An 18,508-nucleotide genomic window follows, 5' to 3' on the forward strand; every position below is an offset into this window, starting at 1 on the left:
GCTTAAAAATAACGTGGACTCAATACCCTTGCTTTTTTTCCAGGGAAACTCATACTTAGCGAGAACTCATGCGATCCACTCTGGTAGCTGGACAGCTTGCTCGTAGTATAGTCATAAGAATAACCCAGGCGGAATCTATTGCTCATTTGAAGCTCTACAATTCCGGCAATGGCATCACTCTGACTTAGTCCGGTTTGTAAATTTTTCTTATCCCATAAGGTCACACCTGTGCGATAAGAAGCGCCCAGCCAGACCACTTTACTGATCAGCAGGTAGGCGTTTAAATCTAAATTTGTAGGCCCTTTAAAATCTTCTTTCAGCATAAAGCTGGGTTTCAGATCCAAAGATTCCGACAAAGGAATCATCATACCACCGGTTACATACAGGTGACGCACCTGGCGGAGTACTTTATAATCTCCCTCTGTGGCGATGTCATTACCTCTCAATCCTGATAATAAATCCAGTACGGAAGCACCAATATAAAATTTAGGCGTATAAAAATAAACCCCAACCCGCACATCGGGTCTCAGCTTACTCTCATTTCCTATCGGGATTACCCCATCACCTAAATCTGTAGAAATAAATTTCGAGCCATCCAGGTTATATTGTGTTGCACCAGCACCGATACCAAAACTCAGTCGCTTGGTATCTTCAGCATCTAACTGCAAACGGTACGCATAATTCACATAAAAGGCAGAGGTATTCTGGGGGCCTAAACGGTCTGTGGAAGCTATAAATCCCAGTCCCATCTTCTTCCCTTCCTGATCTGTTAATCCGTCAAAAGAGGCCGTTCCTGTACGGGGTGCGCCATCAATTCCTACCCATTGCGAGCGGAAACTAAAATTCGCTGTCCATTCTTCTTTATAACCGGCATAGGCAGGGTTAACAGCTAAACCATTAAAAACATACTGACTAAACTGGATCGTCTGCTGTGCGTATGCACTGCTCATCCCAAGTACGAGCAGTGATACTAAACCATATTTCTTTAAATCTCTCATTGTAGCGTGTTCTTAAATGTTCTACCTTTTAATAAATAACCATCCTTTAAACGGCGTTGTCTGTCCCGATTTTTCTCTTCTTAAGATCAGGTAATAGTAAGTACCTTCATTCAGCTGACTACCATCCCAGTTGTTGGTGTAGTTATCGGAGCGGAACACCTCATTTCCCCATCTGTTAAAGATCATTACCTGAGTACCCGGATAATTCTCCAGTCCTTTCACTTTGAACGTATCATTACTACCATCACCATTTGGTGTGATGATATTCGGAATGATAAAATCGGCATTTTCGACTATCGTTGCAACCGTATTACTTCCTACTTCCGGGGTAACTGCGGTAGCCAATATCCTTGCCGTGTTTTCCAGTTTCCCGGTAAAGGACTTAGATACAGTACCGGTAATCGTCAGCACAATTTTATTTGCTGTACCTGCCGGAAGATCTGCGACCAGCTCTACACGGCCACCAGAACCAGTACCACCAGAAATAATCTTAGCAGTACCCATTATCTCCGAAGTCCATTTTATGTTCTGAATATCCGAAGATACCAAATCCGTCACCGTAATATTATCCGCATCACTTAGAGCAGGATTTAATACTTCTACTACATAAGTGATCTGTTCTCCGGATTTCAATTGTGCCGGACCGGTTTTACTGATACTCAGCGCTGGTGTCTTAGTGACCACGGTTTCTACCGGAGGCGTCACTACCGGTGGATTGCCCGGTTCAGCAGGTTTTCCAGTAGCGATATTGCTCAATGTACCTGCGAAACCTGCATTTACTGTACCTGTTACGGTAATGGTTATTTTATTACCGGCACCGTTTGCGATATCTCCTGTTACTGCCACCGCATTACCTGTTCCGGTTGCACCGGCGGTTACTGCAGCAGTTCCAGTTGTATTGGTTGTCCATTTCACATTGGTAATTTCCGCAGACACGTTATCAGTGATCAGCGTCCCTTTGGCATTACTTAGTCCTGTATTTCCAACTTCAATCACATAGGTAATATTTGCACCTGAACTGATGGTAGCCGGGCCTGTTTTCTTAATAGTCAGCGATGGCTTCGCAACGACAACTGTGGTCACCGGAGGCGTCACTACTGCTGGATTCCCTGGTTCTACCGGGGTCACCGTAGCCGTGTTACTCAATGCGCCCAGATAAGCAGCATCTACTTTTCCGCTCAGGTTGATGACGATACCATCACCAGCACCTGCAGGAATCGTAGCCGTTACGCTTAACGCATTTCCTGTTCCGGTTGATCCGGTACTGATCGATGCTGCTCCATTCGCCACAGCCGTCCAGGTTACCCCGGTTAACTGTGCAGGAACCACATCCTTGATCACTGCATTCTGCGCAGTACCCGGACCATTGTTAACCACTGTAATCTGGTAATTCATCAGGCCGCCTGCGGTCACTGTTGAAGCCCCTGTTTTAGTGATTTTCAATGCAGAAAGACTCGTTACCGTTGTACTCACCTGCGCATTGACCACCGGTTTAGCAGGATCCGCAGGCGTCAATATTGCTTTATTGATCAATATTCCGGCATAAGCAGGATTTACCTTACCGCTGATGTTGACCAGGATGCTGCCATTTGCCGGAACATTAGCCGTCAATGCTACTGCATTCACATTACCTGTAGCCCCTGAACTAATGGTTGCTCCAGCGATCAGACTTGTAGTCCAGGAAACATTCGTTACCGCAGGATCTACCACATCCGACACTTTAACACCTATGGCATCTGATGGGCCATCATTTTTAATTGTTAAAGTATAGCTGATTGCTTCTCCTGAGTTTAACGTACCAGGACCGCTTTTCGCCAGACTTAAATTTGCATTATTGACAATTGCTGTCGTTACCGTATTAGAAGGAACCGATGGATTACCTGGCTCAGCAGGCTTAATTGTTGCCGTATTGCTGATATTTCCTGCGGTAGTCCCTCCAGGAACCAAGCCGCTAATATTTACGGTAATGATGCCATTTCCAGCTGGAAGATCCGCCCTGATCAACAGCGCATTGCCTTGTCCGCTTGCACCTGAATTGATGACAGCTGCACCAGAAACGCTGCTGGTCCAACTTACATTAGTCAATTGAGCAGGAATCGCATCAGAAATCTCCGCATTTACCGCATTACCCGGACCAGCATTATTAATGGTCAGTGTATAATTCACTGTTTTACCAGCATCAATACTATTCGGCCCTGTTTTCACAATTTTCAGTGCCGATTTATTCAGCACGTTCGTGGTAACTGGTGGAGAGGTTACTGCTGGATTACCTGGTTCTGAAGGTGTCACCGTAGCAGTGTTTACAATTGGTCCGCTGAAACTTGCATCGATTGTACCATTAATTGTAATCGTCACCTCCGCATTGATACCTGCAGGAACATCTGCATTCACGGCTACTGTATTTCCTGTTCCGCTAGCTCCGGAATTGATCAGCGCATTGCCTGTAGCAGTGGCCGTCCAGCTTACCGCTTTGATTCCTGCCGGCACCACATCTCTGATCTGTGCCTGACTTGCGTTACTCAATCCATTGTTGCGTACTTTGATCGTATAAGTGATCGCAGATCCGGAAAGTCCATTTTGAGGGCCAGCCTTGCTGATTGTTAATCCAGAAACGGAACTGATTACTGTTTTCACTTCACTGGTATTGTTGGCCATGTTAAAGTCGACCATACTTACCGGTAAAGTCACCGCAGCGATGTTGCTGATATTTCCGGAAGGCACATTGGCATTCACCGTACCATTCACCGTAATCAGCACATAATTGGCGGCACCAACCGGCACATCTCCATTCACTAGTACCGCATTGGTCGTACCAGTAGTTGCTCCGTTAACGCTCGCATTACCCACTGCCTGAGCAGTCCAGCTGATCTGACCAATCTCCAAAGGAACATTGTCTTTGATCGTTAATCCAACCACATCTCTTGGCCCCTGGTTGGTTACTTTAATCGTGTAAGTAATCGCAGCTCCAGAGATCACCGCCTGTGGACCAGATTTCTCTACCTTAACATCTGTCGACTGATTCACAGCAGTAACCACAGAGCTTTTACGTTCTCCGTTGGCAGTTACGGTCACCGTATTTGTAAACACCGCATTGGCAGTAGTTCTCACCGTACCCTTCACTACGATCAATACGGTCGTATTCGGATCTCCATCAGCAGGAATATCCGCAGAAGTTACGATTGAATTGGTTGTACCCGAAGCAGCTCCGTTCAGCGTTGCCCCACCTGTTGCCGTAGCAGACCAGCTGCTTACCGCTACATCATTAGGTACCGGATCAGCAATCATTGCATTGACAATATTTCCTGCGCCACCGTTTCTAATGACAATCGTATATTCAATCGGATCACCAATATTCACCGTTGACGGACCACTTTTCGATACTTTAAGCACTGGATCATTGTTGATTATTGTTGGCACCGTACTGGTATTTGAACCCGGATCCGGATCAATGATCAAGCTGCCCGGAGGGAAATAAGCGGTAGCCGTATTTGTGAACACTGTTTTATCTAAATTATTTGCTTTTACTTTTCCAAGGATACTAATTTCAATGACACCTGTTCCTGAAGGTATTCCTCCAATCAGGCTGATGTTACCGGTTCCTGAAGGCTGACTCAAGCTGGCTCCCCCCAGAAGTGTGCTGGTCCAGGTTGCCCCGGCTTCCAGATTTCCAGGAATCACATCATTAATCAGCACACCAACCGCATCACTTGGGCCATCATTCACAATGCGAAGGTTATAAATCATCATTTCTCCAACCGCAATATCTGCTGGTCCTGATTTAGTGATTCTCACATTCGCGACTTTACTGATGGCAGTCGTTACCGTACTGCTTGCCGGTGTTGGGTCTGTTACCCCTGGTCCTGGTGTAGCCGTTGCCGTATTGATCAGGCTGCTGCCTGCAAAATCAGCATTCACTTTTCCAGTCACCACAATCTGTACGTTTGCATTTCCTGCAGGAATTGCTGCGGTCAGGCTTACATTACCTGTTCCAGTAGCCGGACCACTGATTACCGCACCATTTTGTCCGGTTGCAGTCCAGTTCTGTACGGTAAAACCAACCGGCAGATTGTCTGTAATAGTTGCAGCAGTCACATGACTTGGACCTGCATTTTTCACGTTAATCGTATAGCTGATCGCTGAACCTGCGACAACCGCAGCCGGTCCTGTTTTCGTGATTTGCAGGTCTGCCGTTTTAACCACAGCCGTGGTCACTTCTTCAGAAGGTACCGGCGGATTCCCTGGTTCTGCAGGGGTAGCGGTAAAGCTATTTTTCAATGTTGTGCCAGTATAACCTGGATCTACCAATCCTGTAATCAACACTGTTATTGAATTGCCCGCACCTGCCGGGATATTCACACTTGCGTTCAGTGTATTTCCGGTACCTGTACCATTTGCAACCACACTTGCACTGCCAGTGGCAGTAGTTGTCCAGCTGACATTGGTAATTCCCGCAGGAACCACATCACTGATCGCCAGATTAGCCGCATCACCTGGCCCATCATTATAAACCTGTAAGGTATAATTGATGTTCTCGCCGGCGGCGATCGTAGCGACTGCAGATTTCACTGCTCTGATAGCCACCTTATGGTCTACTGTAGTGGTAATGGTATTGGACGTTACCGGAGGATTACCTGGTTCCGACGGTGTAGCGGTGGCCACATTTGTCAGTGTTCCGGCAGCAGCCGAAGCTGGCACTTTCCCGGTAATAGTCACTAAAATCTGGTTGGCAATACCGGCAGGAATATCTACTGTCAGCTGTACATTATTGCCTGTACCATTTGCTCCGGTACTTATTGTAGCGGTTCCCTGCGTAGCCACCGACCAGGTTACTCCGGTTAATCCGGCAGGCACTGCATCAGTGATACTCAGGTTACGTGCATCAGAAGGACCGTTATTTCCTGCCAGCAGCGTATAAGTAACCGTCTGACCTGCGGAGATCTGTGATGGACCTGTTTTAACCAGGCTAACCGAAGAAGCAGATTTTAAAGTAGTGGTTACTGTAGCGCTAGCAGGCACTGTTCCATCTTCCGAAGGCGTAATCGTTGCTTTATTCACCAGATCTGCTGTTGCAGAAGGGCTAACCGTTCCTTTAACTGTTACCAATATCGAATTGGCTGCACCTGCAGGAACATGTACATTCATAGATAAGTTATTTGTATTTCCAGTTGCACCGCTCACCACACTTGCCGCCCCGTTTGCCACTGCAGTCCAGGTTACCCCGGTAATATTTGCAGGAATGGCATCCGTGATGGTCGCATTGTCTGCATTGGCCTTTCCAGTATTGCTGATACTTAGCGTATAGATAATCTCCTGACCCGCAGCAATGGTATTCGGTCCGTTTTTCGCGATGGCCAACACTGGCGTCTTGCTTACAATGGCCGTAGTTGAGGCATTTACCGGTACCGTATTCGGTTCCGATGGGGTCGCTATTGCAGTATTGCTCAGGTTACCATTGTATGAAGGATCAACTGTTCCTTTCACCGTAATGGTGATCAGGTTATTGGCACCTGTAGGAATATCGCCGTTTAAGAGCAGCACATTTCCGGTACCAGCAGCACCAGTATTGATCACTGCAGCTCCGGAAGCTACACTGGTCCAGCTCACATTGCTCAGCAAAGCAGGCACTGCATCTGTAATGGCTACTGCCGTTGCATTACTCAACCCGGTATTTCCTGCAACAATTGTATAAGTAATTTCCGATCCGGAGATGACCGCAGCAGGGCCGGTTTTAACCAGCGTAATACCTGGTTTGGCATCCACTGCCGTTTCTACTGGCGGTGTAATTACATTCGGGAAATTAATTAATGGCACTGCAATAGAGGCCGCATTTTCCAGTTTCCCGGAGAAGGCAGGGTTCACGGTTCCTTTTAAGGTAATCGTGATTTTATTATTGACATTCCCTGCCGGAATATTGGCGGTTAGTGCCATAAAATTACCTGTTCCTGTACCACCCGTAAGAATCGATGCTGTTCCTCCTGAAACCGAAGTCCAGCTTACATTCTGTAATGCGGTAGGTACATCATCCACTATAGTTAGCCCTGAAGCATTACTCAATCCATTGTTTACCGCAGTAATGATATAAGTAACCTCTCCTCCTGCCGTAGCCGTAGGTTGTCCGGTTTTAGTGATCACTACAATTGGTTTCTGATCGATATTAGTTTCTACAGGGTTACTGTTTACCGGAACAATTCCAGGTTCTGCAGGCGTTGCAGTGGCCATATTGACCAGTTTACCCTGCGCTGCAGGATTAATCGTTCCAGTAATACTGATGCTGATTTTATTAGCCGCACCAGTAGGAATATTTGCATTTAACACCACGTTTCCCGTACCGGAAGCAGAACCGTTGATGGTACTTGTTCCTGCTGTACTGGCCGTCCAGGTTACTCCGGTAATGGCCGGATCAATCTGATCGGTAATGTTCAGGTTTTTCGCATTACTCAAACCAGTATTGCTTACTTCTACCACATAAGTAATCGCTCCGCCGGCAGTGGCCGATGCAGGACCTGTTTTATGGACTACAATTACCGGAACCTGATTGACCACAGTTTCCACTGGTGGCGTAACCACTGGCGGAATACCAGGTTCTTCCGGTGTAGCAGTCGCAGTATTACTTAAAGTACCTGCAAATGCCGGATCTACTGTACCTGTAATGTTAATGGTGATTTTATTAGCAGCACCAGCCGGGAGGTTTCCTTTAATCAATACTGCATTTCCAGTTCCTTGATTACCGCTGATGATACTGCCTGCACCAGCAGTACTACTGGTCCAGCTTACATTTTTAATATTTGAATTTACCGCATCGGTGATTGACAGGTTAGTGGCATCACTTAATCCGGTATTATTGGCTTCAATGGTATAGCTGATTTGTCCACCTGCTGTAACCGTTGCCGAACCTGTTTTACTGATATTGATTTCTGGTTCTTGTGTAACCACTGTGATTACCGGCGGTGTTACCAATGGTGGATTTCCTGGATCTACCGGGGTTATTGTAGCGGAATTGCTTAATGTACCTGCGTAAGAAGCCAGGATCGTTCCTGTAACTTCAATTACAACTTCATTTTGCTGACCCGCAGGAATATTCGCTTTCACACGTAAAGTGTTTCCAGTTCCCTGGGCACCTTCCGTAATTACTACTGCTCCTAATCCAATGGCAGTCCAGCTTACGTTTTGCAGCTGTACCGGAACTGCATCCGTAATCAAGGCATTCAGCGCAGTACTTGGTCCGTTATTGATCACCTTAATCTGGTAAGTCATCACCTGACCTGCAATTGCTTTGTTGACTGCACTTTTCCCAATCTGTAAATTAGTTAATTTACTCACCTGTGTTACTGCAACCGCATTCACTGGCTGTTCACCAACTTCCTTAGGACTCAACACTGCGGTATTGGTTAACGTACCTGCAAATAAAGGATCTACTGTTCCTTTTACATTGACCAGGATTGTTCCATTTACCGGAATGTCAGCTGTCAGATCTATATGGTTTCCAGATCCTGTGCTACCATCGGTAATCAGGGTACCACCAGCAACCGTACTCGTCCAGGAAACATTTGTGATGTCTGCAGGAACCGCGTCTGTTAACCTGGTTGCACTAGAATTTGAAGGACCTGTATTTTTAATGGCTAGTGTATAAGTGATGTTTTCTCCTGCATTTAAGGTTGGAGGACCTGATTTTGTTAAACTCAGTGTGACGTCTTTCACAATTCCCGTAGTCACCTCATTAGAAGTCACTGGTGGGTTATTGGGATCAGGAACTCCTGGTGCCACTGTTGCCGTATTACTTACGCTTGCCAACTGGCTGTTTGCCGGGACATCCGCGAGGATGGTCACCACCAGGTTGCCTGCACCTGCTAAGAAATTAGCAGTCACCGATACCGGATTTGTATTTCCGGTTGCACCTGCAGTCACTACCGCACCAGTAGTGGCAGCCGTAGTCCAGCGTACATTAGTTAAGCCTGCAGGAATCTGATCTGTGATGACCATGCCTAATGCATTACTTGGTCCTGCATTACTCAGCAGCAGCTGGTACTGAATTGTTGTTCCAGCAGCCACACTTGATGGTCCTGTTTTCACAATGCTCAATGCCGTTTTATTCGTTACGGTAGTCGTTACATTTTGAGAAGTTACCGGAGGATTCCCTGGCTCAGCAGGTGTTGCCACTGCATTGTTTAGCAATGAGCCCGCAAAAGAAGGGTCAATGGTTCCTTTCACTACAATGGCTACCTCATTTCCTGCACCTGCCGGAATACTCGCGGTTAGGGTTACCAGGTTATTTGCGCCGGCAGTTCCGGTTGCACCTGCAGTAATAGTTGCAGCGCCAATCTGACTGGAGGTCCAGGTCACATTTTTAACGTTTGCAGGAACAGCATCGGTAATCACTGTACCTACCGCATTACTTGGCCCTGCATTCGTTACGATAATCGTATAGCTGATTTCAGAACCTGCAACTGCATCTGCTGGTCCCATTTTACGAACCGACAATCCTGATTTTGAAGCCAGGGCAGTCGAAGCAGTACTGGTATTATTAGTCAGGTTAAAATCAGACACTCCTGCTGGAAGCAACAGCCTTGCAGTATTGTTAATGACAGTCAGATTCGTAGCTGGATCAACAGTCCCTTGAACGCTAATTAAGATATAATTTGCAGGATCTGCATCAATTGAAGCAGTGGTTTGAATGGTATTTGTACTTCCACTAGCTGCTCCGGTAATCGTTGCCGTTCCGAAAGTAGTCGCATTCCAGCTTACATTTTGAATTACCGGAGGGATAACATCTGAGATGTTAAGACCGGCCACATTGATCGGACCATCGTTACCTACCTTGATCTGGTAGCTGATTGGTGCACCAGCAAGGATACTTTGAGGTCCGTTTTTCTCGATATATACATCTGTAGATGCATTTAAAGCAGTTACTACAGCACTTTCTTTAATACCATTCGATTCCACGGTAACCGTATTGGTAAAGGTCGATTCGGCGGTTGTTTTCACAATCCCCTGAATGGTGAGTCTGATCAGCGAAGGAGGATTTCCTACTACTGTAGATGGAATATCGCCATAGGTGATGACAGCATTACTCGTTCCAGAAATCGTCCCGTTTATTGAACCTTCGATAAAGGCGCCGTTTGAGGCTACTGCGGTCCAGCTACTCACGGCCACAGAATTAGGGACCACATCAGTAATGGCAGCATCCGTGATATTACTCAGTCCGTTGTTTTTAATCTCTATGGTATAGGTAATCGGATCGCCAATATTGATTTTGCTTGGTCCGCTTTTCGATACCGCTAAATTTGTTTCTACGCCAACAGTAGTCGTCACTGAACTCGTATTAGAGACCAGATCGGGATCGGTAACCGAATTATCAGGTAAAAACGCAGTGGCCGTATTTACAAAGGCACCCGGAGCTGTCGCCGGATTCACCGTTCCCGTAATGGTCACATCTATCACGCCTGTCTTAGAAGGAATATTAGCGCTAAAGGCTACATTCCCTGTTCCACTAGCCGAATTGTTCACTGTTCCAGCGTTTAAGGCTGCTCCGTTTGAGGCTATAGCCTTCCAGCTTACATTAGTCACTGGAGAACCTGGAAGAACTCCAGGAAATAAATCTCTGATCAGGACTCCTGGTGCGAAACTAGGTCCGTCATTTACAATTCTTAACGTATAGGTAATTTGCTCACCGGCAGTAATATTTGCCGGGCCGGATTTCACAATCCTCACATTGGCAGAACGGCTGACCGCGGTAACCACTGTACTTGTTGCCGGTGTTGGATCTGTGACTCCTGCTTCCGGAGTAGCAGTAGCAATATTTGTCAGTATACTTCCTGTAAAACCCGGATCAATTGTTCCGCTTACATTGATCGTTACCGTTCCTGAATTTGCAGGAATAGCAGCCAGCACATTGATGTTATTTGTAGATCCTGAAGCCGGGTTGGTATTGATCACGGCACCATTTTGAGCGGTAGCAGTCCAGGTTACCCCTGTAATTCCTGCCGGAACCTGATCCACAATATTCGCATCCATACTGTTTGATGGCCCTGCATTGTTTACTGTAATGGTATAATTTATTGTTCTACCTGCAATCGCTGTTGCCGGACCTGTTTTTGAAATCTGCAGGTCTGCGGTTTTATTGATGAGGGTAGTGGTGGTATTCGAGGTTACGGTAGGATTTCCTGGTTCCAGCGGATCAACGGTAAAGGTATTAACCAATTGTGTACCCGTAAAATTCGGATCTACTTTACCCGTGATCATGACCAAAATCACATTGGCATTCCCTGCCGGAATATTACCGCGCAGGCTCAATGAATTTCCCGTACCTGTTACGCCAGAAATTACCGATGCCGTTCCGCTGGTCGCAGTAGTCCATTGGGTATTGATCATTCCTAATGGCAGCTGGTCTGCAATCAATAAATTCTGCGCATCACTAGGACCGGTATTTTTTATTTCTAATCGATAAGTGATGTTCTCTCCTGCTGAAAGTACTGCTGTTGCAGATTTGACAGCGGAGATGGTCACCTTTTTATTGATGGTAGTCGTAATTGTATTTGAATTTACCGGAGACACGCCAGGTTCCGACGGACTTGCCTTCGCCACATTGCTGAAAGTAGTAGCCGTAGTATTTGATGGCACCAGACCAGTGATCGTCACCAGGATTCTATTTCCTGTACCTGCGGCAATATTTCCAATAACGGTTACACTGCTGCCAGTACCGGTTGCTCCGGTAGTAATTGCTGCGGTACCTTCCGATACTGCGGTCCAGGTTACATTGGTTAATGGAACTGGCACAGCATCGGTAATGTTCAGGTTAGTTGCATCCGAAGGACCAGTATTGCCCGCAATCAAGGTATAAGTCACGGTTTGTCCCGCAGCGATCTGTGAAGGACCCGATTTAGACAACGTAACTCCTGGTACCGACTGTAAAGTAGTGGTCACTGTAGAAACCGATGGAGTAGCACCTGCTTCTGATGGCGTTACCGTAGCCGTATTGACTAAAGTTCCTGTTGCAGCTGAATTCACATTCCCCTGTACATTTACCCGGATCACGTTGGTCAGGCCTGCAGGAATATTTGCATTGAACGTCAAGGCATTTGTACTTCCTGAAGCAGCACCTATAATCGTAGCAGTACCTCCTACATCGGCTGTTGCCGTCCAGGTCACATTGGTAATTCCTGCTGGAATCGCATCTGTAATCGTCGCATTTGTGGCATCCGAAGTTCCGGTATTGCTAATGGTTAAGGTATAATTGATTTGCTGACCTGCAGAAATCGTTGCAGGCCCTGTTTTTTGAATCGCCAACACCGGTATTCTACTGATAATGCTGGTACTGGTTGCCGATTTGGCGACCGTGCCAGGTTCAGCTGGCGTAGCCGTTGCTGTATTGCTCAATGTTCCGGTAAATGACGCCGTAACTTTACCTTTCACCGTTAGGGTAATGCTATTGCTGGCACCTGCCGGAAGGTCTGCATTCAAACTGATGGCGTTTCCACTTCCAGCAGCAGTACCATTAATTAAGGCGGTACCTCCGGCTATTGCCGACCAGGTTACTCCACCAACAGTTGCAGGCACCTGATCTGTAATCACCAATGCTTTCGCATCTGAAGCACTAAAGTTATTTACGGTAATGGTATAGGTAATGTTTTGTCCGGCCACCAATACTGCAGGGCCGGTTTTAGTAATGCTCAATTCTGGCGTACGCGCCGCGGTAGTCGTTACTGAAGAGCTGACTGGCGTTGCTGCACTTTCTGTAGGTGTAGCGGTAGCGGTATTTAAAATGCTGCCGTTAAAAGATGGATCAACCGTTCCTCTAACAGTCAGGGTAATTTTATTGGCCGCACCTGCCGGAATATCTCCGGTTAAGGAAAGGTTGTTTCCAATTCCGGTTGCCCCATTGTCAATCACTGCTGTTCCAGCAATGGTAGATGTCCAGGTTACATCCTTGATACTGGCTGGCACCACATCTGTCACCACTAAATCTACGGCATCCGAAACGCCGGTATTGGCCACAGTTACTGTATAGGTGATTTGGTTACCGGCAGTAATCGTAGCCGGGCCGGTTTTCAGAATACTTAAAGCGGGCTGTCTGATGGCCTGACCTGTACTGGTCGCTGATTTCGCTTCCGTTCCAGGCTCTGCTGGTGTAGCCGTTGCCGTATTTGCTAAAGTGCCAGAGAAACCAGCACTCAATGTTCCGCTGATATTGATCACAATTTTGTTGGCTGATCCGGCAGGAAGATTTCCGGTAACACTAATCGCATTAGCCGTACCGTTTCCTGTGCCAACTATAGAGGCTGTCCCTAGTGTACTGGTACTCCAGACCACATTGCTCAGTTGAGCTGGCACTGCATCTGTGATCACTAAAGCTTTCGCATCTGCAGTACTGGTATTGGTTACCGTAACCACATAATTTACAGTCTGACCGGCAACTAAAGTAGCTGCACCAGTTTTAGTAATCGTCAATACCGGAGTACGGCTCACCTGAGTGATTACGGTAGAATTTGATGTTGTACCTCCAACTTCTGAAGGTGTAGCAATACCAATATTGGTGATAGTTCCACTAAACGATGGATCAACAATGCCATTGATCGTTACCAAAATGGCATTGGCTGCTCCTGTTGGTATATTTCCATTTAGACTGATGGAGTTACTTCCACCGCCGTCATTTGGACCGATAATGGTCGCACTGCCTTGAACTGTTGCGTTCCAGGTAATTGTTTTTATGGCTGCGGGTATCGCATCCGTAATTCTTGCATTTAAGGCATCACTCAATCCGTTGTTGGTAATTCTCAAAGTGTAGCTGATCGGACTTCCCGCTTGTGCATTGGTTGGTCCGTTTTTCAGCATCACCAATCCGGATTTGCTGGAAACTGTGGTCACTACAGTATTGGAATTTACTGGCGGCACATTTTCTACCGGTGTCGCTGATGCGGTATTGCTGAAGCTTCCTGTTGCAGAAGGCAATACGGTTCCAGTTACATTGATGACTACCGTATTGGCTGAGCCCGCAGGAATCGTTGCTGTAAAGCTGATGTTATTTCCGGTATTGCTGGCATTCCCGGTAAAAGTTGCCGTGCCGGTTTTACTGACCGTCCAGTTCACATTATTAATCTGTGCAGGAATCAGGTCTTTAATAGCAGTACCAATGGCATCGCTGGTACTTGTATTTTTGATGATGATTTTATAAGCAATGGCATCTCCGGCGATGACATTTGCCGGGCCGTCTTTTTCTAAGACCAGGACTGGTTTTCTATCCACGGGACTGGTTACTGTAGAAGTTGCCCCATCAGGATCAGGAATGATTGGAGAAGTTACCGTAGCGGTATTCACCAGGTTACCTGAATAATTGGCGGCAACGGTACCATTCACATCTACAGTAATACTATTGCCGGCACCAAAAGCAATGTCGCCAGTCACGTTTATAGCATTACCAGCGGAAGTATTTTGAGTAACTGCGGCAGTTCCCATCGCATTGGCACTAATGGCCAATACGGAAATATCAGCAGGTACATTATCGAGTAGTTTTAACCCTGTTGCATCACTTGGGCCATTATTGGTGGCTACAATGCGGTAAACAATAGGTTGTCCGGCAACAAATGGTCCCGGAGTCACTACCGATTTCGTTACTTTAATATCTGCGAGTCTGGTATAAGTGATCACTACTTCATCAGAAGAAGCGGTACAAGTACCATTTGACACCGTCCAGATTAAGGTTGCCGTGCTTCCCGGCTCAATAGTTACCAGGGTATTTGCTGCAGTTGGCGTGGCAATTGTTGCAGTGCTTCCTACTTTAACGCTCCATACTCCTGTTCCGGAAGTTGGCACATTTGCATTCATGGTAAATGCAGCACTATTATATTGAGTGATATCCGGACCTGCATTGGCAGTAGTTGGATTGTCGAAATTAGTTAGGGTGACATTACTCACTGATGATGGACAAGCGCCAGCACTAATGGTCCAGGATAATGTTGCTGTTTTTCCTTTTGCAACATTCACGGTTGTATTTGGCAGATTCACATTATCAATCGCGGCTTGTCCTGATACCACAGCCCATACTCCCGTTCCTAATACCGGTACATTTCCGTTCATCTGGAATAAGTCTGTCGCACATTGCTGTTGGTTAGCACCTGCATTGGAAGGTGTTGGGGCAAGATCAATATAGATGATTACCGGAACACTGATAGACGAACAGGCACCAGAAGTCACCGTTCTACGGAATAGCGTCATTTCTGACACAAGTCCAGGAGATAAATTAGCGGTATTGCCACCGATCACCGTGTAGCTATTGCCAGCATCGATACTTTTTTCCCATTTGTAAACATATGTTCCATTGCCACCTGTAGGGATTGTAGCTGTAATTACACCGGGATCCGTTGGCCCGCAAAAAGCAGATACGACTGGTGTAGTCAGCGCATTCCCGGTAATTACCGGAGTAATCGTAACGGTAACCGCAGGACTATTTACCGGACCGCAGCCTGAAGCGGCTGAAATCACCGTTCTGCGGTAATAAGTGGTTTGACGAATTGGACTGCTTACGGTATAGTTGATTTGCGTGGCACCTGGAATGTCAGCAAAACCAGTAGTCGTACTTGTAGTACTACTTTGCCATTGATAGGCATAAATCTGATCTCCGCCTGTAGCAGGCGTTAACTCATTAAAGGTAGCTGGCATAGCCGATTCACAAAAGGCTTGATTTGCACCAATTGTTCCTGCAGTTAATACCGGATTCACCGTGAACTTAATGACATTACTAATATCAGCTAATGTACAAGCTCCTGAGGTAGCCAGACGACGATACCAGGTGGATACCGTAATTGGTGTTGGTCCCGGATCATAATTTTCTCCGGTTGCAGCAGCAATAGTCGTATAATTCACATTGTTTATACTGGATTGCCAGATATAAGTTGGGGTTCCAGTACCTCCAAGCGCTGCTGAACCGGTGATCAATCCAGGATCACCTGCACCACAAAGCGTCAGGGTAGCTGGAGGGACAATCGTATTTGAACTGATGGCTGGCTGAACCGTAACCGTAACCACATTACTGGTATTTGAACAGGCTCCCCCGCTAACGGTTCTTCTATAGGCCGTAGTGGTGGTCAATGCAGCAGGTGCATAACCGGGCTGGTTATTCTGGCCGCTTGCTGCAGTCCAGGCTCCACCATTGATGCTTTGTTCCCAGTAGTAAAGATAACTACCAGATCCACCGGTCACTGCTCCACCTGTTAATGCTGCAGGCTGGAGTCCTGAACAAATTATCTGATTGGCAGAAACCGTATTTCCAGTGATTGCAGCCTGTACCACCACATTGATCGTAGTCATTGGTCCTTCACAGGTACCATTACTTGAAGTCACATAATAACTTGTAGTCCCTACAGTAGTCGTTGATGGCGTAGGTGCAGTAGTACTTCCCATTCCTCCAACAGGAACAGTATACCATTTTAGGTTGGTACCAGTCGCCGTTAATGGGCTTGCTGTTGCACCTATACAATAGTTAACCGTTGTACTCTCTAATGAAGGGGCTGCAGGAATAGCGTAAGTCAGTACGCTGGCTGTATTGTTTGAAATATCTGAATCGTTTAGGTAGGTCACAACAGCCTGATTTGTCCAGGGGCCGCCTGTGGAAGGTCCTAACACCTTTATAGAAATCGGTGGATAAGCAAACCCAGAGGCTAAAGCATCAAGCAATGTCCTCGTAAATCTATAAACCCCATTGGACAATGAAACTGACCAACCCGAACCTGAAGGTGTTCCTACCACAGTAAATGCTGCTGAAGGAGGAGTATAAGTTACACTCACCGGAGTCACCGTTGGTGTAGCACCTTGATTGGTTACGCTATAAGTAAAAGTATTCCCTCCGGGGACAAAACAGCTATTATCTACGGTTCCTGAAATCGCCACATCAACATTTTGTTTCAATACATTTGTGGAAACCGTATAATAGTTATTTGTTAAATCGGTATCTGTAATTCCTGTTTGTGAAGGGTCTATTCCGACGGAATTTTTCAGAATACTATTGCTATAAGCATTATTGATCGTCCCCTTTATGGTAAAAGTACTGGTGGTATTAGCCGCCATATTCAAAGTAGCATTGAATGGATTGGTCCCACCGGCAACTACAGTTCCATTTGAATAACCAGGAGCGGTATTTCCCGCATTTCCATTGTTACTAAAGCTAATGCTGTTAATCGTAAAATCAGCTGCCGTAAGAATGGCATTGGCTGAATTCCTGATGGTATCTGCCAATTTCAAATTCGCAATCGCAGCTGGAGTAGAATTTGTCACATTGACCGTATAAGTAAGATCCTGACCAGAAATCGCACTTGCTTTATCCACTGCTTTATCCACCCTAACTCCACCAGGAGTGGTAATAATTACATTTCTTACCTCATGATTATTCACAGAACCACCTGTCGAACCAGCAAAACCCAATTTCAGATTTGCAGGGGGTAAGGTGGCTAAGGTAAAAGGTGCAAGAATTGTTGCAAAATTACCGGTTAAACTGGTTTTCAACTTCACCGTAATTTGGTATTTCCCATTATCTGCCCCCCCTACAATAGGTAAAATCTCAATTTGCACCCTTCTATAGAACAAAGTTGGATCTGGCCTTGTACTTACGGCAGTTGGATAATCAACTCCACCGGGTACTACAGCGCTGGTCAGGTATTTATAACTTTCTGCCTGAGAACCTCTCATAGAAATCCTATCCGGCCATACGGTACCTGTATTGGTAGTCACCCCCCCTGTCCTTCCCTCTCCTGGATTGGAGAAGTTCCCAAATTCATCTAATCCAATTCCTACATATCCACCCACTACACCAGCATGATCATTGGCAGAGTTTGCTGCAATAGGTGCGTACCCAAGGGAACCACCTTTACCACCAATAGAATTGGGTTTTGTAGCATCAAAAAGAAATACGGAAAAACCATCCGCTGCTCCTCCGGTGTTTGGTCTTCGCCAGTCCGTATATTCAAAATCGACCAAAACCCCTAATGTGGAAGGGAAAGACTGATTTACGTAACCATATCCAAGTTTATTTGTAGAATCTGGTGTCAGTCGCAACCAACCGCTACCCACCGGATCCTCCTTTCCGGAAGTCAGTTTAGCGTTACCACCAATGGTAATATTACCAGTAGAACTGCCTTTAAAATTCTCTGTGATCGTAAATTGAGCATTTGCCTGCTGGCCAAAAATGACCAGAAGCAATAAACAGAATAAAAATTTCGTTTTATCAGCAAAAGACAGCGCAATTGACGAAAATGATTTTAGTGGGAATTTGGACACGGAAGATCCTCTGGCAGGAGCCAGATAGAGAGGTAAATTTGTAATCATAGGGGTAGATATAATAAATAAAGGTATTCTTCGTTGCCAACAACAAGTTACTCAGCCTTTACAATCTACGTTCCACCTTAAGGGAATTTACCCACCTTTTTAAGACATATACCTACTAATTGTTTATTACAATATACAAAAAAATGTCATTTTCCTCAGCTACAAATAAATGTTTAACTATTTTTTAAACAAAAATCATC

Annotated in this window: 2 protein-coding genes; both read right to left on the reverse strand. The window is 46.1% G+C overall.

Translation table 11 applies throughout. The features are described from left to right. Window positions 1-2: 2 nt before the first annotated feature. Window positions 3-998, reverse strand: a complete 996-nt coding sequence (locus R2Q66_RS00135; RefSeq protein ID WP_316745703.1) for a type IX secretion system membrane protein PorP/SprF — start codon at window positions 996-998, stop codon at window positions 3-5. A gap of 21 nt (window positions 999-1,019) precedes the next feature. Next, a complete protein-coding gene (locus R2Q66_RS00140; RefSeq protein WP_316745705.1) occupies window positions 1,020-18,308 on the reverse strand; it encodes a gliding motility-associated C-terminal domain-containing protein in 17,289 nt (5,762 codons plus the stop codon). Window positions 18,309-18,508: the final 200 nt, after the last annotated feature.

The sequence above is a fragment of the Pedobacter gandavensis genome (genome assembly GCF_032677645.1).
Classification (GTDB): domain Bacteria; phylum Bacteroidota; class Bacteroidia; order Sphingobacteriales; family Sphingobacteriaceae; genus Pedobacter; species Pedobacter gandavensis_A.